The organism is Acidithrix sp. C25 (genome assembly GCF_904848545.2).
The window spans coordinates 568,440-591,307 of sequence record NZ_CAJHCI020000006.1 but is presented as its reverse complement, the minus strand read 5'-3'; the positions used below and the strand labels follow the sequence as shown (position 1 = coordinate 591,307).

14 protein-coding genes and 2 pseudogenes are annotated in these 22,868 nt (G+C 46.4%); 5 read left to right on the top strand and 11 right to left on the bottom strand.

What is annotated here, in order from left to right:
• Positions 1 to 1,253: 1,253 nt before the first annotated feature.
• The 4 genes from ACIDITHRIX25_RS71755 to ACIDITHRIX25_RS71740 all read left to right on the top strand — a co-directional run bounded on the left by ACIDITHRIX25_RS71755 (position 1,254) and on the right by ACIDITHRIX25_RS71740 (position 7,582).
• Entirely contained in the window at positions 1,254 to 3,128 is a 1,875-nt protein-coding gene (locus ACIDITHRIX25_RS71755) for an ABC transporter substrate-binding protein (protein WP_201732459.1), read from the top strand.
• A gap of 309 nt (positions 3,129 to 3,437) precedes the next feature.
• Positions 3,438 to 4,385 (top strand): ABC transporter permease, encoded by a 948-nt coding sequence (locus ACIDITHRIX25_RS71750; RefSeq protein WP_052606729.1) that lies wholly within the window; start codon positions 3,438 to 3,440, stop codon positions 4,383 to 4,385.
• Between the two features lie 93 nt (positions 4,386 to 4,478).
• Positions 4,479 to 5,432, top strand: coding sequence for an ABC transporter permease (locus ACIDITHRIX25_RS71745; protein ID WP_082058801.1), 954 nt, complete (start codon positions 4,479 to 4,481; stop codon positions 5,430 to 5,432).
• A gap of 104 nt (positions 5,433 to 5,536) precedes the next feature.
• Positions 5,537 to 7,582, top strand: coding sequence for an ABC transporter ATP-binding protein (locus ACIDITHRIX25_RS71740; protein WP_201732458.1), 2,046 nt, complete (start codon positions 5,537 to 5,539; stop codon positions 7,580 to 7,582).
• 247 nt (positions 7,583 to 7,829) lie between these two features.
• Here the strand turns inward: ACIDITHRIX25_RS71740 and ACIDITHRIX25_RS71735 are convergent, their stop codons facing one another.
• The 6 genes and pseudogenes from ACIDITHRIX25_RS71735 to ACIDITHRIX25_RS71710 form a co-directional block, all read right to left on the bottom strand.
• Entirely contained in the window at positions 7,830 to 8,585 is a 756-nt protein-coding gene (locus tag ACIDITHRIX25_RS71735) for a class I SAM-dependent methyltransferase (RefSeq protein ID WP_201732457.1), read from the bottom strand.
• A gap of 81 nt (positions 8,586 to 8,666) precedes the next feature.
• Complete coding sequence (locus tag ACIDITHRIX25_RS71730; RefSeq protein WP_152626130.1) at positions 8,667 to 9,113, bottom strand: hypothetical protein; 447 nt, start codon at positions 9,111 to 9,113, stop codon at positions 8,667 to 8,669.
• A 518-nt stretch (positions 9,114 to 9,631) separates the two neighbouring features.
• Positions 9,632 to 12,394: a diguanylate cyclase gene (locus ACIDITHRIX25_RS71725; RefSeq protein ID WP_201732456.1), complete on the bottom strand. Its 2,763-nt coding sequence runs from the start codon at positions 12,392 to 12,394 to the stop codon at positions 9,632 to 9,634.
• A 1,608-nt stretch (positions 12,395 to 14,002) separates the two neighbouring features.
• Positions 14,003 to 14,994 (bottom strand): annotated as a pseudogene (locus ACIDITHRIX25_RS71720) (IS1595 family transposase); the annotation flags it as partial.
• Between the two features lie 248 nt (positions 14,995 to 15,242).
• Entirely contained in the window at positions 15,243 to 15,986 is a 744-nt protein-coding gene (locus tag ACIDITHRIX25_RS71715; RefSeq protein WP_349632145.1) for a group II intron maturase-specific domain-containing protein, read from the bottom strand.
• 613 nt (positions 15,987 to 16,599) lie between these two features.
• Positions 16,600 to 17,301: pseudogene (locus ACIDITHRIX25_RS71710) on the bottom strand (reverse transcriptase domain-containing protein); the annotation flags it as partial.
• Between the two features lie 224 nt (positions 17,302 to 17,525).
• On the opposite strand from ACIDITHRIX25_RS71710, the gene ACIDITHRIX25_RS71705 reads away from it, so the two are divergent.
• Complete coding sequence (locus ACIDITHRIX25_RS71705) at positions 17,526 to 17,663, top strand: hypothetical protein (protein ID WP_160291929.1); 138 nt, start codon at positions 17,526 to 17,528, stop codon at positions 17,661 to 17,663.
• A gap of 156 nt (positions 17,664 to 17,819) precedes the next feature.
• Here ACIDITHRIX25_RS71705 and ACIDITHRIX25_RS71700 read toward each other — a convergent pair whose 3' ends face one another.
• The 5 genes from ACIDITHRIX25_RS71700 to ACIDITHRIX25_RS71680 form a co-directional block, all read right to left on the bottom strand.
• Positions 17,820 to 18,116: a hypothetical protein gene (locus ACIDITHRIX25_RS71700; protein ID WP_201732453.1), complete on the bottom strand. Its 297-nt coding sequence runs from the start codon at positions 18,114 to 18,116 to the stop codon at positions 17,820 to 17,822.
• A gap of 208 nt (positions 18,117 to 18,324) precedes the next feature.
• Complete coding sequence (locus tag ACIDITHRIX25_RS71695) at positions 18,325 to 19,254, bottom strand: IS3 family transposase (RefSeq protein ID WP_283770408.1); 930 nt, start codon at positions 19,252 to 19,254, stop codon at positions 18,325 to 18,327.
• Between the two features lie 32 nt (positions 19,255 to 19,286).
• On the bottom strand, positions 19,287 to 19,811 hold the full coding sequence (locus ACIDITHRIX25_RS71690) for a hypothetical protein (RefSeq protein ID WP_201732452.1): 525 nt from the start codon (positions 19,809 to 19,811) through the stop codon (positions 19,287 to 19,289).
• 182 nt (positions 19,812 to 19,993) lie between these two features.
• Positions 19,994 to 20,545 carry a hypothetical protein gene (locus ACIDITHRIX25_RS71685; protein ID WP_052606742.1) on the bottom strand — a complete coding sequence of 184 codons (552 nt, stop codon included), beginning with the start codon at positions 20,543 to 20,545 and terminating at the stop codon, positions 19,994 to 19,996.
• Positions 20,546 to 21,366: 821 nt separating this feature from the next.
• A complete protein-coding gene (locus ACIDITHRIX25_RS71680) occupies positions 21,367 to 22,689 on the bottom strand; it encodes a glycoside hydrolase family 3 N-terminal domain-containing protein (protein ID WP_052606744.1) in 1,323 nt (440 codons plus the stop codon).
• Positions 22,690 to 22,868 lie beyond the last annotated feature (179 nt).

The window sequence follows — 22,868 nt, the reverse complement described above, 5'->3', positions numbered from 1 at the left end:
TTAGAATTCACAAAAAGCTAAAGCAAATCAGAACCTGGCTAAGGCCAAAGATATCCTTTAAGTATCAATACACGGCAGAAACATTTATATAAGAAACGGCCCATGCTGTAGCGATCAACTCGGAACGACCAAAACTGCGACCATCGCACAAACGATGATTGGGGCATAAAAACTTCCAAAACGCATTCAAGGCGAAATAATTTAGAGGGCCACCCTGAGGTTCAACTACCTGAGGTTCTACTACCTGAAGTCCAACTAGTAGAAACCGAAAAAGTCACCTATCTGGACGACCTATTTAGATCACCGGTTTGAGGCACTTATTTTTACAACCTATGTTATGAACTGCTCTAGGGAGATCTCTAAAAAAACAAGTTCCAGTTACCGTTTGGAAAAGTTATAGCTTGAAAAGTCGGACTAAAGGTAACTTATCTCGGAATCACCCGCGATAGCACTTCAGCATCAAAGTTACCCAATTAGCAGCTAAATTTAGCAGCTCCGCTAGAAGATCTAAGCAGCTAAAACCCAATCGGATACCCGACCTTAGCGGATCGAGGCAAAATAGCAACCACCTAAAGCGCATAGAAAATTATTAAGACCCTAACACTACTACTATCAGTCACCTTAGAACCATTGGGACTATCACTCAACTCCGCCAACAAATGCGCGATAGGTTAGCAGCGATTGGCCAGCATTCGAAAACTGGAAACCGTCAACGCCCCTTTTGCTTTTAGAAACGCCAAACTGATCAAAACGCCTCAACTAAGAGAGAACAATCTTTAATATAAACGAATTGCCTTACCATAAAACGTACTTAAACCTTGCACACATAGATGAGCAATAAGCAAGCATATATCAATTTACAGATATGAGATTTCACGATACGGGGCAACTCCTAATAGTTGTTTGAAAATAATTTCAAGGTCTTATACGGATTCCATACCTACTTAAATACGACTACAATAGCTATATATCCTCAAATTATCCCTAAATTAGCTCACCAAGCCACGGAAACCGTTGCTAAAAATAATTCTAAAGGTCGTTAGAGGCAATTAGAGCAAGTTACAAGTGAAAGAAAGGGCCCTCAATCAGGAAACTTTTAATTAAATATGCATGCATGCATAAAACTCACTTTCCGTGCTACTTTGTTTCGGTAACGATAAATGTGAACAAATTACAAACAGCGACTTACCAATCAGTAATTTTGCGACTATCTTTGCTTTAGTCATCGTTGTTTCTCAGGAGGTTCTAAGAAAATGTTGTCGAAGAAAACGCGTCGCATCGCGACAGCACTAGCTTCGACCGCAGCAACGGCTACTTTGTTAGCCGCGTGTGGGTCGTCGACGTCATCGAGTACTAGTGGTACATCTAGCAGTAGTAGTAGCGGTGCAACCACGAAGGTCGCAGGAGGCACCGCAACATTTGCGGAAGGTCCTAACGCGACCCCTAACTATATATTCCCTCTTGCGAGCGGCGCATACTTCTCAGTTGCCAACCTCTCGCAATTCCAAGAGTTGATGTACCGTCCCCTTTATTTCTTTGGAAATGGTAGTGACGTTCTTATCAACAACAGCCTCAGTTTGGCTAATCCGCCTGTCTTTTCAAACAATGATCAGACTGTAACGATTACCCTCAAGAACTACAAGTGGTCCAATGGTGAAACCGTCAACGCCCGTGACGTTCTCTTTTGGATGAATATGGTCAAGGCAAACAAGGCCAATTGGGCAGCCTATGTACCTGGCGCATTCCCCGACAACATCGTCTCAATGAGCTCTCCTAACAGCTCCACCGTTGTCTTCAACTTGAACAAGAGCTATAACCCCACTTGGTTCACCTACAATGAACTGTCGCAGATTACCCCAATGCCAATGGCCTGGGATATCACAGCAGCGGGTCAAACCCCTCCATCGCCAACCGCAACGAATGCTCCAGACCAAACGACCGCAGGCGCAGTCGCAGTCTATAACTATCTCAATAGTCTCTCAAAGAACACCACAACCTTTGCGGCTCCAAACTCTATTTGGTCAGTTGTAGATGGCCCATGGAAACTTTCGGGCTTCACCAATGCCGGCAAAGCGACCTTCGTGCCAAACCCAGCGTATTCGGGTACTCAAAAGGCAAGCCTCTCTAAGTTTATTGAGCTGCCTTTTACCTCTGACACTGCTGAATACAACGTTCTTAGAACCGGCACAGGCATCGACTACGGATATATCCCAGTAACGGACGTAGCTCAAAAGGGCCTTATGGCGTCGCAGGGCTACACCTTTAGTCCATGGATCTTGTTCTCCTTCAACTATTGGGTACTCAACTTCAACAACCCAACAGTTGGACCGATCTACCAGCAACCATACGTACGTCAAGCGCTCCAGCACCTGATCGACCAACCGCAGTGGATTTCATCCTTCTATAAGGGTTATGCAGTTCCTACCTATGGTCCAGTTCCGACTGTACCGTCGGCTGCCTTTGCTGATTCGCAATCCAAGACCAATCCATTTCCATACTCGGTTTCGACGGCGGTAAGCCTTCTCAAGTCGCATGGATGGACTGTAACGCCAAATGGAACTGATACCTGTACCTCACCTGGAACAGGGGCAACTCAGTGCGGTGCCGGAATTGCCCAAGGTGCCCAGATGAACTTCAATTTGCAATATGCATCTGGTACTCAAGCAGTACAGCAAGCTATGGCTGCCTTCAAGTCGGCTGCTGCTCAAGCTGGTATTACAATAAGTGTCTCCTCGTCAACCTTCAACCAAGTTATCTCCAATGCCACACCATGTACTGCAACCCAGGCTGCATGTAAGTGGAATATGGAAAACTGGGCAGGTGGCTGGACGTATGCACCTGACTACTACCCTACCGGTGGTGGACTATTCGCAACTGGCGCTGGATCAAACTTCGGTAGCTATTCCAGCCCAACTGCGGACAAATTGATTGCTGCAACCCACACTGCGCCAGCCTCACAGTCCCAGTCAGCCTTAAATGCCTACCAAGACTACATAGCGACCAACTTGCCAGTTCTATTTCAGCCAAACCCTGACTACGAACTAGGTGAGATCCGCTCTACTCTTCATGGTATTCAACACAATGCATTTGGCGTCTTGCTACCAGAATTCTGGTACTACACCAAGTAGGCCAAAGCAAAGCTAAAAGGTTCGACCTCCAAGTAAGACCCATCGAGGATTATGCGAGAGGTCGGACCAATCCAATAAGACGATTTACGCCGATCAAGCGATATATGAAAATGATATCGTCTAGGATCGGCGTAAATCATGTGTTACCAGCCCCACATTACCCAAAACCACTCCTAGGACCTAAGGCAGCAGGACAATCATCTTCCTTAGCGTCAACAATTCAACATCAATCGACGGGAACTGCTAGAATCCTTTTGGTCCCGAAAGATGTTCCCAAAAACCAACCATATCTGATGAATGGAGTCAAGCTTGATTGCTTTTTTAGTTCGACGAATAGGTCAATCGATCGTCGTGCTTATCGGTGTATCAATAATTGCATTTATTCTTGAACATCTCCTGCCAGGCGGTCCTGCCAAAGCGATCATTGGTCCTAGGGCTACCCCGATTCAGATAGCGGCTTTCAACCATCAAAATGGACTAGATAAGCCAGTGGTAGTCCAATATTTTGTCTACATGTGGCACCTGCTTCAAGGCAACCTTGGACGATCCTACAAATTGAATCAAACTGTGAATTCGATTCTCATTAGAACGGTGCCTGAATCTATCCTGCTGGTTGGATCGGCGCTAGTCTTTTCGTTGATAATCGCAATTCCGATAGGTATCTACCAAGCAGTCAAGCGCAATGGAATCTTTGATTACACTGCTACTTCAATCTCTTTCTTACTCTATTCGATGCCGTCTTTCTGGCTCGGAATAATCCTCATCCTTTTTCTCGCCGTCAACGTCCACTTCCTTCCGGCAGAGGCACCTCAAGGCGCAAACCTTGGAGCTATCTTGGCTCATCCTTCAGGATTAGTACTTCCCATTCTGACACTAACACTCGTCAGCTACGCATCGTTCTCGCGCTATATGCGCTCTTCTGCGATCGAAGCACTAGCACAGGATTGGATTCGAACAGCAAAGGCAAAGGGCTTGAGTCAAAGAACAATTCTCTTCAAGCACATGCTTCGCAACGCGCTAATTCCGATTGCAACCCTGGTTGGCCTGTCTCTACCAAGTCTCATCACAGCAGGTGTTATAACTGAATCGGTTTTCAACTTCCCCGGAACCGGCTTCGTCTTTATAAATGCTGCCAATACAGAGGACTATTCGCTCCTCCTTGGAATCATCATTTTCGTTGGCGTTCTAACTGTAGTGGGAAACCTTATAGCCGATATAGCCTATGCAGTTCTCGACCCAAGAGTGCGGTACCGATGAGATTACCACCAAAGCTTTGCACCAAAATTGCTAACCATTTGACGAGAATAAAGTTGCTAAATCCAACAACAACTTTAAGAAATGAGGTGAAAAATGTCCAAAACTGAAGATCTAGACGCATATGGCTCTCCTGTAAACGATCCAAATTCGAAGATTGGGACCAACACTCCATCATCCCCAGAGGGAGGTGAAGCCTATGCCAGCGGATCCCAATTTAAGTTAATCCTTCAGACCTTTTTTGAGAACAAGTTAGCGATCGTAGGAGTCGGCTTGGTCGTTATAGCAGCCATATTCTGCTTTATTGGTCCTCTTTTCTACCACACTAATCAGGTAGCCACGACCTATAACATTACAGCTGCACCTGGTGGCCATCATCCATTGGGCACAGATCAAAATGGCTATGACGTCCTTGGTAGACTGATGATCGGTGGACAATCATCTCTTGAAATCGGCTTTAGCGTCGCAATAATCGCTACCTTTATCGGAGTTCTATGGGGCGCCATAGCTGGCTTCGTCGGCGGCATTGTCGATACAATCATGATGCGTATCGTCGATACTCTTTTGTCAATCCCAACTCTATTGCTCTTGATCTTCCTAGCATCGGTCTTCAAGCCAACGCTAAAACTCCTAATCATAGTGATCTCAGCCGTCTCGTGGCTTTCACCGGCACGACTAGTCCGCGGTGAAGCATTGACCCTAAGAGTCAGGGACTATGTGAAGGCAGTCCGTGTTATGGGCGGAGGATCCCGTCGAATAGTCGTTAGGCACATCATTCCTAATGCCATTGGGACCATTGTCGTCAATGCCACATTTCAGATCGCTGATGCGATTTTGATCATGGCAACCCTCTCCTATCTGGGACTTGGCCTTCCACCTCCCGCGGCAAACTGGGGTAGCATGCTCTCAGACGGCGTCAACTACGTCTATGACGGCTATTGGTGGCTCATCTACCCTGCTGGTTTTGCGATCATTCTCACAGTCGTAGCATTCAACTTAATTGGCGATGCAATAAGAGACTCACTTGAGGTGCGACTCCAAAAGAGGTAACGAACCTCAGAGGCGCTATCTACCTACTTAGGTAGATAGCGCAATAAGAATTCCAACCTTGCAACCGATCACAGATTCCAAATTACGGGGTCTTAATTCTGGAGATGAACTTGTCTTTATTAGAGATAAAAGACCTTAAGACAAATATTCGCCTTCGAAAGGGCGAAGTCAAAGCGGTAGGTGGTATTTCACTATCGATAAATGCTGGAGAGACTGTAGGTCTGGTCGGAGAGAGCGGTTGCGGTAAGACCATGACCGGAATGTCAATCATGCGATTGCTTCCCTCTTCTGGCTACATCGCTGGTGGCTCAATCACTTTAGATGGCGAAGATCTCGTAAAACTCACAGAGCCCCAAATGCGAAAAGTCCGAGGCAACGACATAGGAATGATCTTTCAAGATCCCATGACTTCTTTGAATCCATGTCTGACAATCGGCACACAGATAGCTGAATCTGTCGTCTTGCACAAGGGCGTATCCAAAGCCGATGGCCTCAAGCGCGCAATGGAGGTCCTTGATCTAGTAGGAATGCCTAAACCATCTGAACGAATCGGCGACTTTCCACACCAGCTATCTGGTGGCCTTCGTCAACGTGTCATGATCGCTATGGCTCTGGCTTGCGAGCCAAAGCTCCTCATTGCTGACGAACCAACAACTGCCCTCGACGTGACCATTCAAGCCCAGATTCTCGAGCTTCTCGATACGCTAAAGAATCAGCTTCGAATGGCCATGCTGCTCATCACGCACGACATGGGTGTGATCGCTGGGCGTGCAGACCGAGTTACAGTTATGTATGCTGGCAAGGTTGTTGAATCAGCACCAACCGATAAGATATTTTCGGCAACGAACCATCCATACACCGAGGCTCTTTTAGCGTCAATTCCCAAGATCGACGGGACTACAAAGAGGCTCTATTCGATACCAGGCATACCTCCCGACCTCTCAAATCCACCAGAGGGATGCCGCTTCGCAGCAAGATGTCGCTTAGCCGATGACCATTGCGTAACTACCTCACCTGAGCTCAATAGCTATGACGGCCACAGTTATGCATGCTTTCACCCAATCGGCATCGAGACTGAACACGTTAAGGTTGAGACGCGTACTCTAGAGGAAGCAGAGGCTCCTTATGTACCAACGGGTCGCCCCATCATGGTAATAGACCACGTTTCCAAGGAATTCACCATAACAAAAGGCGCAATCCTTCAGCGAAAGGCTGGAACGTTAAAGGCGGTCTCGGATCTATCTTTGACGATCTACGAAGGCGAAACTTTGGGGATCGTAGGTGAATCTGGCTGCGGAAAATCAACTACTGGTTCCATGATGGTAGCTCTCGAAAAGCCTACCTCTGGCACCATCGAGTTCAATGGGGAAAACCTATTTGGCCTCAAAGAGAGCGAGCTCCGTACTCGACGTAGTAACTTGCAATTGATGTTTCAGGACCCCTATGCCAGTCTTGATCCAAGGATGCGAGTGGGCTCGATCATTCGAGAACCACTTGAAATCAACAAGATTGGAACACGTTCCGAACGAGATGCCAAAGTTGTTTCGCTACTTGGAGAAGTAGGACTGAGTCCAAAAGCGGTAGAACGATACCCCCATGAATTCTCAGGAGGTCAGCGACAAAGAATCGGTTTGGCACGAGCACTTGCGCTCAATCCGAAGCTCATTGTGGCTGACGAACCGGTTTCAGCATTAGACGTATCTATTCGTTCCCAAGTCTTGAACCTAATGAAGGACCTTCAATCCACGCACGGACTCACATACGTCGTCATCTCTCACGACTTATCTGTGGTTAGATTCTTGGCAGATCGAATCGGGGTTATGTACCTAGGAAAGCTTGTGGAGATCGGTAACGGTTACGATATATACGAAAATCCAGCCCATCCTTACACTGCAGCCCTTTTGTCGGCAGTGCCGGTCCCAGAGCCAGAACTTGAAAGAACTAAGAACAGAAGGGTGATAAAGGGTGAACTCCCTTCGGCCATCAACCCCCCTTCTGGTTGTCGATTTCGTACTCGGTGTGATCGGGTGCAGCCGATCTGCTCTGACGAGGAACCGCCGATGTCAAACTTCGGCGGCATTCACGAAGCTGCTTGCCATTTCCCCTTAGTGACACCAGTAACAATTGGGCAAGCTCCACTTTTGGTATAGATAGACCCCCTGACTTTGTCTTAGATAGCTCGCAATTTGGCGCCCTAGCTCTTTCGACACTGAGCTAGGGCTCTTTTTTTAGCCACCAAGCGGAGATCTATGAAGCCGCCAGATCACATCAATATCAATCCATTGATGTGATCGAGCCACGACCAAGGGACCTATAGTCAAATCACCCTCTATTGAATCCGCCAAACCCTCTAGCAACCACGATGGAACTAATTCAATTGAGCTCCCACTTGAGAGACTAAAGTACCTTGCGAAATCCGACCAACCGAAGAGGAATAGTCACCTTAGCCTTGGCATAGACCTTATCAATAAGAGGCTCCAACTGCTTGTTGGGACTTTGGATATAAAGTGACTTGACAAACAACAATGCATCGCTCTTCTTTTCGAAAGAGAAGGTAAAGACCTTTCTTTGATTCAAAGTCATAATAAAACCTCTTTGGGTGAAAAGGCTTACAATCTTTTTAGACATCCGGCCATTTGGATAAGTCTGTCGTGACGCGTCATGGTAGGAGAGAATCATCCTATAAGTATTTAAATCTGAGAGCGAAAGCGGAAATCCTCCCGGAAGCAAAGCTGTAACATAGCCTTTAGTTTCAAGCACCCTATGGATCTCATCAAGAGCTCCAAGAAGCGGCTCGACCAACATCAGCGCCATTGAAATTGAGATCCCAGTGAAGATGTCGCTACGAAATGGCAACTTAGTAGCGTCTGCGGCAACTAATCCAGATCTACCATGGTCCTTGGCCACTTCGAGCTCACCAAGTGAACGATCAATCCTCACAACACTTTGAGCCACAGTCGGCGACGACAGTATCGGCGCAGAACCACAACAAAGATCTAGGATCCGCCCCGATGCCGGTAGGGCACTCTCTAGCCATCGATAGGGGTACAGATCTTGGTTTGCCGAGCGTGATAGTATATCTTCAGTTATTCCGGCTCGCTCTTGGTGAAAGCTGGTAAGAAATTCGCTCCAATTCTCAATGCCTCGTTGCAAATATCGTCTCCTTTTCGCCATTTTTCATTCCAACCCAGAAATAGTTACCTGGCAATTATCGCCCAATCCAAACTATAACTATCATAAGGGGCTCGAACTTCCTCCATAGAGCGCCCTCGTGATAACCAGTAAAGAAGAATCCACCATAGACGATCTAATGGTGGGTACCAATGTAAGTCCAACTCCCATGAGCACCCATAGCCCACCACCAAACACAACATAGCTAAAGGACGCCGCTGGAAATGGAGAGAAGGTCTTATAGATAATGAAGGCCAAAATGGCTACCCCAAGGGCCAAGATCAGAAGTGGAAGGATAGATTTAGTTGTCTTTAGAACAAAGACAAAAGCTCCCACTACCGTCATTAGGTATGCAATTAGGATAAGGTAGGCTCCGAATTGGATCACCAGAGCGGCCATTTGGTTGGCCGTCGGCTCCAAGATGAAGGCCCCCAAAATTAAAAAAGCGACAATGGAGACGACCCCCAAAGCACCCAGGGGATTCTTCGTCTTTTTTGTGGTATAGGTCAAAAAACGAACCCATCGAAAACTTCCATAAAGGCAATTATGAAGGTCACTATTGAGGGCTCCCAATAGACTAATTCACTTCTAACTTCGAATTTTTCAGCCACTTATTTGATTCGCCATTTGGGGTGAAAGCCAATTGGGTCATTGTCTGTCATGGCTAAGCTACCAATTTCACTAGCACCATTGGCAATCAAATATTATCTTGGAGAAGATACTACTTTGAAAAACTCGATCAGAAAAAATCAAGCTCGATTGGTATCAAGATAATTCGACCCTTAGTCTTGGTTGGCAACATCCTTTAAGAGATGGTAATCTCCATGAATCTCTCATCCTACGGCCGAAAAAATCAAACCAACCATGCGGAAGACTATAGATACCTCTAACTTGACGATGAAACTAGATAGTTTTTTTGGGGGGGGCAGACTTCAAAAAACTCATAAATAAAAATTACCAATATGACGGATAGCCCTACTGAGTTTCTCAAAGAAATCCCATCCTGGTAAATCAAAAACCAAAACAAATCACCCTTGGCCAAGAAGTCCTGTAATTCGGTTCTTATACCTCTCCAAGTTCCTTGGAAGCGACAAGGCTGAAGAGGAGCGGCCAAGATGATTACCGGCACAATATCTGGTATAACGCCGCGCAAAGTTAAAGTCACTCTGTGAATCAACATTGTCAATCATCACGTCGCCATGGCGAGAACGAGCCAAACGAGAGATGGAATCCAAAAATCCCTCATTATCAGCCCAAGGAACAGAACGCTTGGGCTTGGATACCTTGTAGATCGAAATCGGAAGATCAATCACCTTCAACGGGGCACAATATAGACCGAAATCGCCCAATGCTAAAGTCAGTCCCAAATCGCCCATCTTTTGAATAACACGGGCCACCTCGTCGGTCAGTGGTCCGTTCAATGCAGCTTCATCTATCTCTAAAACTACGTTATTGGCCCGGACTCCTCCAGAAAAGATATTTCGCTCTACTGCCGACGAAAGCTCTTCGTCTAATATCAATTTATCAGGAATCGTAAGTGATAGATTCAAGTCGTAGAGCACACCGTCATGGAGAGCTAGATCATTCCATTCGTCAAAGGCAGTAGTCAGATACCACCAAAATATCCTCCAGGAGTGCCTTGTCACTGATGCCGCAGACTCCAATCTAGCTTGACTAATGTATCCAACTTTTGGATGCTGCCATTCAATTGAAGCCAAAAGGGCTACAACGGAACCCTCAAAGACATCAAAGACTGGTCGATAGTGAAGACCCAGCCCACACCCAACCGGATCCGCAATCGCCAATTCAAGGAGTTCACCAAGCTCGTGATCGGCCAGAGCCATATCGAGTGGTCGATTCGTTCGAGTACGTTCACCCGAAATCCCCTTCGAAGTCGCTTTAGAGCGATACATCATCGTATCTGCAACCTTAACTAGCTGCTCAGCAGTAGAATCTGCAGCAGTTCCCACCGCGACGCCCATTGATGCTGCAAAGCGAATCGTTCTCTCTCCAATTGCTACAGGATCGTCGAAGAGATTGGCAGCAATGCGCTTAGCGATACGTGATGCTTGGACGAGACCGCCAACGCCGGGCAATAGGACGAGAAATTCATCCCCGCCAATTCTGCCCGCCATATCGTCCAGTCGTAATGCGCCATTCAGCCTTATCGACACGACACGCAAAAGCTCATCTCCAGCGTCATGACCAAAAGTATCGTTAATCGACTTAAAATGGTCTAAGTCTATGAAGATTACACCGACCTTCTTGGGATTGCCGCGCCCATCAACCTCACCCAAGACCCTAGTTAGTTCGTTCATCAGATGGCGCCTGTTGAAAAGACCCGTAAGGGGATCCCTATCTGCCTGTTGCTTGAGCAGTTCGATCGTCTTTGCTTGTTCGCTAGCGTCTAGAACCGTAGCCATCCGCCCGACGACCATCCCATGACGATCCCTGATCGATCCTAAAAGGACTGTGGCTTGGAACTTTGAACCATCCTTTCGTCGGCGCAGAACATCGGTGACGATCCGTTCCTCGTTGTCGACTCTATCGAGGAGATACGACAAGACATCATCAGGAGTGGATTCGTCGTAAAAATCTCGAGAGTGTAAACCCGATATTTCACTACGCTTATAACCATGTAGTTCTAAAAAGGATTGATTAGCGTAGGTAATTCCTAGATCCATATCGTAAATACAGATCCCCTCAACCGCCTGATCTAATGCTAAGGCAAGATAACGATTCCTCTCAAGCTCTACGACTAGATCTGATTGTGCATGCCTAAGTTCAAGACCGATCCGACAAAGTGCGACTAACTCTTCTAGGATAAGAATCTCACCCAAATCAAAGCGTAAGTGACGAGCTGATGAGATACGAATAAAAAACTCCCTGTTGATACGCTCTAGGCCAAAGCGGATCTCGATACTTGAATAATTTATCCCTTTTCTGCTGGTGAGACAGTCACTTGGTCTTCTGGTCTCGATTCCAGAATCAATGGAATTAAAGATATTTAAAGATTCCCAGTCGGCCTCGCCCGTCGCGGCAATGCGCTCACCCATTACAAATTTAACAGAAGAACCAAAGCGATCTTTGGTGGGATCCGCCTCCCCAACGATGCTTCTAGAGTAGAAATTGACATTGCTGACCCGAAGCAACGAAGAAATACCACTAATGAGCGTTTTCAACCAAGAACTATCGTCCAACAACTCATCACCCATGAAATGGGCCAGATCACGGACAACCACATTCTTTCGTTCCGCGACGGTCAACCTGGACTGGGTTTGATAACCTCTCAATGCAAGCTTGAGAGCAAGACTAAAGTGTGTTAGGGGATCAAGGATCTCGCAAGATTCACAGAGTGCGGTCCCCTGACAACTTCCCACAAACAAACCTAAAAAATCGCCTTCCTCGTTGCCGAGGTGGATGGAAACTGCCATTACGGCAGGAGCACCACCATCAAAGAGCCCTTTTATATCCCTAGGATCAATTGAAACTATCTCGCCACTGGCTTTACCATCATAATATTCATCTATCAGGTGGCTAAAGTTGACTAAGTCGTCGAATTCAATCTCTCTACGCTGATACTTAAAATCCTCCAGCGCATCAATTGAAGTAAGGACAGGTCTTAAAATCTTCGAGAGCTGATGGCGCCTAAAGAGAATAATCCGACAACCAAAGAAGGCAGCAGCCTCCTCAAGCAGAGTTTTAACCACCATTCCTGGAGTCGATGGAAATGCCAGCGCTCGAGTTACCTTAGCCAGAAATACCCGCTGTGTGGAGTCGACCCCATCCATTTATTTCGACACTCCCCTAAAGCCCGCCCCGAATCGCTGCGCGAGAATAAAATTACTGCGATAGGTATATCTATCGACCATCTCAGCTCCTAGTTGACTAAATTGATCTCTTTGAAAAAAACACCGAGCAAAAGCAACCAAGGGAATTCAACGAAATATCTGTAGTCTTACCACCAAAGTAGTTTGTAACAATATACTACAAGAACTGACGCTAGCTTGCTTAACTATAAAAATTACAATCGTAATCCTTATTTCAAACCAAGAGGAAATAAAAAGCTCAAATAATTAGACAATTAACATGAATACTTTTATGCTCATGCGTTAATAAATCAATATTCAATGCATCACTCAATAGCGAACTTTACTCTAGAGTTACGGTGACTGCCAAGATAGTTGGCACATTTGCTTAGTTTGAGATTAATGGTTTTCTGGCACCTTCGTGCCGCCAAAATCTAGTTAATTTAGGTTCCTCATTGATCGACTTATCCGTGGCGAAATTTTGATCTAGTTGCCGACGACAAGTCGGCAACTAGATCAAATGACTACACTTGGGTCTGCCAATTTGGCTAACTAATTGACAATCCTAAATATCTTTGGGCTCATGAGATCGAAGCTGGATAACAAAATCGTCGCACTATCGTCACGCAACAGACCATTGGAGCTCGCAAATAGGAAACCTCCTGGCTGTGTTGATCGATGACGGACTTGTGGTGTGATTTATACCCACCTTCCCTCTGAGATCTCAGGCCTCTAGCTCTTTAGGAAGCTAACTGGGGTTATTGAGTTGTGGACGATCGCTAGTGGTAATGAGCAATGTTCCGTTCGTGTCGAATAGGTTTTTAAACATACTTTGAAAATTGCTATTCCGCATGGTTTGTGATTAATTTTCTCGGTGGCGTGTCCCCATTTAATGATCCAAAATTAATGTGATTTTTGGATAGGGTTGTTTTTAGGGGTAAGCGGCTCTAAGGGAAATTAATAGAGCCTTTTTTGTTGATTAGTAGTAGCTGGTTGTTGAGCCTGTGGGCGAAGATCGTTGGATTGTGCGTAAACACGAAGCGTTTTCCACATTTCAGTGATCGCTTGCTTGGCAATCGTCCACAACTCAATAACCCCTCATGGATTACCTGAATAGCTAGAAGTTTACCCAACCCAGCAGGAGGTCTCGTAGGGTCTACCTCCATCATTTATGTTTACATTGCAGTGTGAGCGTTACCAGCTTCTACATGGTTTAGAACTTCTTTCCTTCATGACGCATCTCCATCATCGGTCTTCTTTTGTATCTGTGTCAGGCTTACCATGGGTACCATGGGTACAACGGGTATATCTTTGGGAGAGCCTAAATTTCCACCATCTACGTTAAGGATGCATAACTTACCTTAGAAGGAGATCAATTGATTGGGTGGTTTCTACTTTGCTGAGTTGTGTAGCTGAGTTGTGTAGCTGAGTTGTGCAGCTGAGTTGTGTAGCTGAGTTGTGTAGCTGAGTTGTGCAGCTGAGTTGTGCAGCATAGTTTGACCAGTCACCTCCGGCCTCGTGAATCAAACGAACGGCAGTAGTCACATGAATACCAAGTAGATCCCCAAGAACAGCAGCGGATAGTTGACCAGCAAGAGCCATTTTGGAGTCAGATTCGCGGAGTAGCGGATGTGGAGACGCAAACACACATGTATTGAGAAGTCGCTCTACCAATGACATTTCAAAGTGCCTTCGGTTGAATCGGTATGCGAATTCCTCGAGGTAAAGTTGCTTATGTTCTTCATCTCCGTGGTGGGTTCCGTCGATAAATTTCTTGCAGTTCCCTATCAGGATGTTGAGCCATTTGAATGTTACATGTGCTTGTTCGTCTTTGGATAGAGTGATCGAATGCGCTAGTCCAAGGTCTTTCAGCACATACCCCGTAACTTGGGTTACCATCACTTATCAGCTTGGTATTAGAATCTAAACGTCTCACAAAAACATCTTTGGGTGATTTAGCAGTGGTATCTTTGATTACTTCCATGAAGCAATGAGTAGGAGCACCATTGCTAATCGATACTCCAATTAGAACATTGGTTTGTTTTGTTCCCTTTCCTCGTTAGCCTTCGCCATGGCTCTCACCACCTAAAAAGAACTCATCTACTCAGGCGTTTTCTCCAAGTTTGTATAAACCATCTCGGTCAGCCGGTACGCTCAGCCATTGCGCTCAGCCATTACGCTCAGCCATTGCCTTAGGTAGCTTATTTAGCATCAACCAGCCAGTCGAATAAGATACTTCAACGAATTTAGCAAGGGCTCTGATGGCTAGGGTGTAGTAGCCGAAAGACCACGCTTGTCGTTGGACAATAGATAGATAGATAGCAGAAAACCACTTGGATAAAGAGATATGGCTTCGATGGAAGATGGTTCCGGAGGTAACGCTAGTTTGACGGTGAAAAGATTTACATTGAAAAAGTGGAGCTCGAGATGCTGCATTTCTTCGATGGTTTGGCCTGATTAAGGTAAATTGGTCAGAGTCACACTTTGGGCATCTAAATCCCTCATAGCAATAGCAATTTGATCAAATGATCTTCACATGCTTCCTCTGAAGCGAAGCGTACCATAAAGCCTGAGATATCCACCTAGACAGCTTTATCGAACATCTGTTCTACTAAAGATTAGCTCCAATCTGGTCTCGGTGGAGGCGAAACTTACGAAACTTGATAAGTATGTTACAAAATATAGATAGTAAAAAACTCCACGTACCGGTCCACGCAGCCAGGAGTAGGGTCGGACCAGAGCGCCCTGCCAGCCTTTCAACTGGTGGGTTTCTCTGGTCCGCCCTCCGAACCGGACTTGCGACTCTCACCGCATCCGGCTCTCCACAAAGTCATGCCAACGATACAGCTGGTGAACCGAACTTACTTGTCCATGGTGTGGGGATTTTAGAACCTCGATAACGATATCGAATAATCGATACCTTTTGAGGCCGGAACATCTCTACCTTTCCATCTGTTATCTCCCAAGCAGGGAGATAACGTCGATGTAAGGTTCCCCAGTTCAAACCAAGGTGTCTCTTCCTCAACCATCGCACTACCCGCCACCAACTGAAGTGGTCCAAGTAATTGAAGGTGTTAGAAGAAACTCCATGGTAAAAATAGTTACACCATCCTCTAAGAACCGGATTCAGAGTTCTTAGAAGATCGGCAAGTGTCCGATGCTTTTCACGTCTGGTGATTGATCTGACCTTAGCCATTACAGAAAGTAAGGCTTTCTTTGAAGGATAGGTATAGACCGCCATCTTTCCGTCTCGGCCTCTTTGTCTTCGGCGCTGAATATGCCATCCGAGGAAATCAAAACCTTCTTCGATATGACAGATTTTGGTCTTGGACTCCGATAGGTGTAGACCTACTTGCGACAGGACAGTACTGACCTCGTCTTTTAGTAGTTCCACATCCTTACGGGCACCATATCCCATGATTACAAAATCGTCGGCATATCGAATCAGTCGAAAAACGGCTCTACCATTACGTTTGTGCTTATCACGTGTCCATTGCGAACCTAGTGCTTCCCATTTTGTTGAGAAGTATTCGTCTAGGACCGAAAGAGCAATATTTGCAAGCAGTGGAGACAGGACGCCTCCTTATGTGAAGTAAACGATTATGCGAAGTTGAAAGACATACCCGCATTTCACGGTGGTATTTGGGTCTGATTTACTTCGCATAACGCCATGGTGTTCCAAAATGGAGTGGCAGATCTTTATGATTCCATAGTCCATTGAGGAGGCACTAAATTGATTCCTGAATCATTTTCACAATTGACAACTGACTTGGAAGCCGAGCTATATCGGCTGCACTATACCCAGGCGACTACCAACTACTATCGCCGCATGTGGAACCATGTGGGCGGCAACGTTTCTTGAAAGTAAAGAGCCGAGCAGTTCACTGAGGAATTAGGTCTTCGATTCTTGGGGCATGTAGATATTTCCACTACCGAGATTTATGCCCGAGCCGATACCGAGTTGAAACGCTAAGCTCTCGAAAAGGCGTATCCCAACATGATCTCGCCAGATTTGCTCGAATGGAAGGACGATGCTGACCTCCTTGCCTCCTTGACAGGTCTTTGAGGAATTGATACCCGATTATGCGAAGCTAGTGCACCGGTAGATACCCTGTGAAATGCGGGTATGTTTTTCAACTTCGCATAATCGTTTACTTCACGCAAGGAGGCTTATGCGAAGCTTCGCATAACCCGCCTTGCGGAGTGCCGGTAATGGTTCTTCTGTTAATTCCCTCTTCCGAGAGAATACCAGCAGATAGAAATGCCTTGATGAGCGTTAGTATGCGCTTATCTGAAATACGACGTCTAATCCGTGCCATGAGGGCTCCGTGGTCGATCTCGTCAAAGCAAGCTTCGATATCTCCTTCAAATACCCACTCATAACTTCTAGGGGAATTAGCGAAGAAGTGAATCTCAGCAATTGCATCCTGTGCTCGTCTCTTGGGACGAAAGCCATACGAACATGGCAGGAAATCCGCCTCAAAGATTGGTTCCAAAACAAGCTTCAGCGCTGCTTGTACCACCCGATCGGAAGTATTCGGAATCCCTAATCTTCTCATTTTGCCTGAAGCTTTGGGAATCTTACGTTCTCTAACTCGGGTGGGTGTGAACTGGCGTTGTTTCAGACTCCTTCGAAGCTCATCTAGGAACTCATTAGGATCAGAGATGGAAATTGGTGATATTCCATCAACGCCAGGCGTTCTTGCTCCTCTGTTGCCTCTGACTCTGGCCCATGCCACCTGGAGGAAGGCTGGGTCATAGACGAGGTTATACAAATCGCTAAAGACACGCTCCTTATCATTAGTTGACCATTGGTACAGCTTCGTCTGCATTTGATGTACTCTGGTTTCGGCCTCCGAGAGGTCAAAGCCAGATGCGCCCGTATTCACAGGTGTCCTCCATTTATGTAGATTCTTCTATAACTTTGCTGGGGTCCTTCGCCATGTGGACGGCTTTCCCGTCCTCGGACTACTACGACCCCTCCGTCCCATTCGAATAGCATCAGTCGACAACGAACCTTCCCTTCTGCCAGCTGGATGCTGGCCGGAGAGGGAGCCACTCGAATGGTTCCCACGTTCACCTTTAGACCGTTTGACCGATTAGGTGCCCAGCTTTGCCCCTGCAGCATCGCCACGGTTACGCCGCAGGCTTTCTCCGTGGCCTCTTAGTTGGCGACATCGACCAACTAAAGAGTTCTCGATACAAAAGCATCGATGCGCGCTGCTACCCAGCCCATATCTACCAGATTTGAGCTGGTGGGATTTACTTGAGAAGCTTTACTGCGCTGGTTCCTCACGTACACCTTTCGGTCTTGTTTGCCGGACCCATATCATCTGGTAGTGCTGACCTGTTCCGGCTTTATCAGGGCTGCTTGCCATCTTTGCCTGCGTTTGAAGGATTAGACTGCCTATAACTTCATTGGCCCTGCTGCGACAGGTCCAAGGTGGAGTCCTTTCATCTCCACACGGTCTAATGGCGCCTCGTGGCGCTCTATATCTGTGACCCAAATTTCAAGGGGAGCATTTGCCAAATGACTAGGAATATCACGTTTAACTGCTGTTTTGGCTCTACCTCTATGGTTGTTTTGCTTGTGGTCACGAAGAATTCGATAAAAGGTAGATTCCGATCCGAGATAGATTCCCTTATCGGCCAAGGCTGGAACTACTTGACTTGGAGGAAGTGACGAGAACTCCTCCTTATGCATGGTATCTAAGATCTCTTGACGTTCAGATTCATCTAGAGCAAAGCTGGGTTTAGCCCTAGTGGCAAAGGGGCGTTTGTCGTGCGGAGCCTGCCAAGGAAGTTGTCACTTTCGCACAATCTAAGCTACCTCCCTTTGCCTCCCTTTTGATTCATCTCCCACCGATTTATTCGTAGGAATAATAGGTACCTCTGATACTGGATCCCAGTCTCTACATTTGCCCGAGATCCACCGTCCTGGTGTAGATTTGCGAGCTCCCACCTACAGCTTCGCGCCTTCTATTTAGTAGCTCGATATGCTCTCCGCTGTGTGCCTGTTGCGGGGTTACGAATTTGATGCCAGAGTGCTGGTGGTCGTTGTTGTAGTGATCAACGAATTCACTCATCCACTTACGCGATTCTTCAATTGTCGCAAATCCTCCATAGGGATAGCTTGGAAAGTACTTCACCGTCTTAAAGAGCGACTCAATATGAGCATTGTCGTTAGATACCCGAGGCCGTGACCTTGATATATTTACATCTAGCTCATATAAGTACTCAACTAGTGACCACCCCTTCATGGGTGAACCATTGTCACTATGGATCACTTTCGGGGCCATATTCTCTCTAGCCATTGCTCGCTTTACAACTCTCTTTAGCTGCTCAGAGCTTTCAGATTCGTATACTTCCCATCCGACTATCTTCCTCGAATAAAGGTCGATGATCACATAGGCGTAGTAGTAGATACCCCTAGCTGGTCCATTTAGCCAAGTAATATCTAGGGTCCAGATGTCACCTGGTTTCCTCGCTGTGTGCACTGGCCTAGACCTCTTCTTCGGCGGCTTCGTCCTGCTCCTGCGCTTGTTTAGATTGTTATCGGCTAGAACTCGATAAAAGGTCCTCTCAGAGGCGATATATCTTCCCTGATCAGCGAGCTTTGGAACTATTTGGGCAGGGGTAAGAGACGAGTACGTACTCGAAGTACACACTTCGATGATCTTTTCTCTTTCTTCCTCCGATAAAGCATTAAAGCGACGTCTATGAGAAGCTCCTCGCCGGCGATCCGTTACACCAGATTCCCATCGCCTAAACGTACGAGTCGATATCTTGAGCACTTCACAGGCTTTGTAGCATCTGGCACCTGCGTCTATTGCTTCATTGATGAGAACTACAGCTTGAGCTCGAACGTTGTGATCTAGATACAGAGGGGAGAGACTAGACGTCCCCTTCTTCCCCCGTGGATCATAACAAGCTCTGTCTCTTGTACTTTTTTTTGAAGAACCAATAGAGCAGCAGCTTCTGCTAGCGCCTTTTCTTTCCGTCGAAGTTCAGCTTCAATTCGTAATCTTGCTTTACGCTCTTTATCAAGCTCTACCTGGTGAGCCCTATTAGCAGCACGCTTATTGTCAAAGGCTGACTCTAAGGTATTTCGCCACTCCTCTAAATCTTCTGCTAGAACACCATTAGCTCTCAACCAAGAACCAAGTTCGTGTTCATTCATTGCGGCTGTGTCAACAACAGCTTTGATCTTGTTGATTGATTCGCTTGAGTTGATGACTCTGGCTTTACGTTCCGAGTTCCACTGGTAGACCACGTTTGCATTGATACCGTGATCTTTTGCGATCTTTGCAATAGCGCCAGCCTTCGCTGGCTCTGAGTTATCGAGCTCATATAGAGCCGCTACTACTTTATTCTTTAGTTCCGCAGGATACCTTTTCATGTCAATTCCATCTTCGCCCTCTTAGAAACAAAAATCAAGCTAGGTGACAACAATCTTGGCAGAGAGGGCGTGGGTGTTGTCACCTTCAGCTTTCCATCTCTGAAAGCTACGTAGTGACAGTCCAAGTTCCTTGACCGCTAGTCTAAGCCTAGCTCCGCCGTTATGAGCTTCCTCAATAAGTTCTACTTACAAGTAGGCGATCTGAAGGGGAGGTCATTCGACCTCTTTGTCCCCGACAGGTCGCCTGGGCTTTTCCTTAGCAACTCCAGCAATGTGTAAGTTTCTGCGAGTGCCTTTTCTTTTCTATTTAGCTCTGACTCGAACTTCTTTGATCTGACCTTCTCACTTGCTAGTGCAGATCTGTATTTGGATACCGCTTCACCAGTCTTATCGTTCGCCTTTGAACAGGTAATACGCCAGTCATTTAGCTCTTCTTTCAAGATTCCCTTTGTGCGAAGGTATTCTCCAAGTTGCAACTCAGACATTGTTGCAGTTGCAAGCACGGCTTGGAACTTAGCCTCTGAACTCCATAAACTGGCTGGGGTTCGCTTAGTTGGATCTTGGCGATCTATCTGGTCCTTTAATTCACGATTCCAGATGTAGATAGTTGTCTTTGGTATCTGGACTTGTTTAGCCAAATCGGCGATTGCACCTCTGGGTGCATTGGGATCTGACAACAGCTCCCTCAGCCTCTTGACAACAGCTTCTTTTTGATCCTTGGGATAAGGCTTCATCGTGTTCGATCAAACTTCTCGCCCTGCATGGTTGGTATTCTATTCGAATAGATGCCAACTCCCTTGACACCCAGGGGTTACGATTACAAAATATGAACCGTACGACCATGCAACAAAGGCTTTATTGAAATAGATATTCGTCAACTCGCACTCCCCTAGAAGACTTTACCTCAATGTCACGTCAAGATATAGAGTCACCCCAGCTTCTTGGGCTAGATCTCGAGCAATCTTTGGTTTAGTGCGCTCGCTTCGCAGGCCAAGTAAATTCCATATTTGCACGTGGTCCACCATTTAATGGCAGATAAAACCTGACATATTCGACCACTTGGTCAAGATAAAAGTCGGGGTCTTAGGCAAAATCAGCATCAATACCCAAAGATCTTGAACCAATGGACAACTTGGATCTAAAGCCATCTTGAAATGGGGTTTCGGGTTCTCGGTGCCAGATAGGACAGCATTTAGCGATCCCGGCTTATGTGAACTCTCTTCATTTGCTGATTTCAAACAACCAAAACCTATATATCATGAACATTGAAACTAAATTTTAGACCTTAGCAATAGATCAGAAGACTTATTTAGGTAACAAATCACAACGTATTACAAGCTAAACGCAGGCAATGAAATGAAAAATATGTGATGAAAAATATGTGATGAAAATTGCAAGATTAATAATCATACTCTTAGATATAATGATACCATTTTGAAGCTTATTTTTAGTTTATATGGTACAAATCATAAAAATTGAAGGATCTCTCAAGGGCTTAAAGACGGTATTTGAGGGAAGCCGGGTGTATTATGATCTAATATAGTTTACTTTTTAGCTAATAGACTATCTCGCTCCTAGGGACGCCACGAGCCACCAAAATTCTACCTACCGAAGTCTCTATTTGACTTCTTGTGATTTGGCCCGCTGTGATTGCATAGACTATGGCAGCTCGAACTTCTGAGAATATCTGAGGTTGAGCACCCCCACCTCCGGCTACCATAACCATGTCAGCACCAGCCACAAGGGAGGCCACGGCGGCTTTGGCGATATCGGGTTGATAGGAATAGATGGCGCCAGCTTCCAAAGAGTCCGTCATGACAACCCCCTTAAAACCTAACTTTCCACGCAATAGATACTGCATAACCTTGGGACTCAAAGTGGATGGAACTCTAGCACTGAGCCCTGGGACACTTGCGTTGGTCACCATTACCCATTTCGCTCCGCTTGCAATGGCCGCTTCAAATGGCAATAATCCTCCAGCCTTCAACGATGCATAAGAACGAGTAGTGGCCGGAGCTAGATCGGTGTTCGCGTTAGCACCACCCAATCCAGGAAAATGTTTGATCACCCCATAGACTCCGCCGTCGGAGAGGCCCCTAAGAAATGCAAGACCATATGCCGATGCAATTTGTGGGTTAATAGAAAACGAACGGCTACCATCAGGATTTGTCGCCGATGGCCCAACTCTATTATCTAAATCTAGAACTGGAGCTAAGTCCATTCCGATACCAAGACTTGCCAGCGATATACCAACCTCCGAAGCTAGCCCTTCCACTTGCAAGAGTGTAAGCGACGATGCCATCTGCCTTGGAGAGACGACGTTTGTAACAAGATTGGTTAACCTCTGAACCGCTCCACCTTCGGAGTCGCTCATAAAGAGTGGAGGTAAAATACCTCCACCTAGCTTCGAAAGCGCTGCGATCTGCGCAGCTAAATTATTTGGTCCAACTCCTCCGAAGAGAACGATACCGCCCACGCCATCGACCACCGCACCTAAAGCACTCGTTAGATCGGTGGCTGATGCAGAAGAGATTAAAACCGTCGAGGCCAACTCGCCAAGGGGCACCTGATCGAGGTTGTAACTCACCGACGGACCAACCCTGTCTAATATGTCCAATTTGACTCTAGCTCGGTCACCAACAGGAATTGGTTTTACCCATGAGGCGACGGGGCTACCTTGGTGAGAGCCACCTTGCTTGTGCTCTACCTTCTGAGAGTTAGCCTTGGAAGGCGGCAGATTCGAGGATGCAATCCCACCAGAACAAGCGCTGACCATAATCGACAATAAGAATAGAAAGACGAAGCTAGGCTTTAAAAACAACGCTCGCGCTGGATTTCGCCGAGCAACGGCGATAATTCCATGGCTATTTTTTCTCATTGACTTACCCAGAGTCCACCCACTAGGGCAATTCTAGAGTGTCATTTCACATTGTCATCACTTGGGAGACGCCTAGCCCTGCGAAGTAGGTAATAGCCCAAAAAGGTAGCGCTTAGCTTCAGGTAAACACGTCAAAAAAAATAAGAAACTGGCGAAACTTTTTCATAACGCTGTCTCAA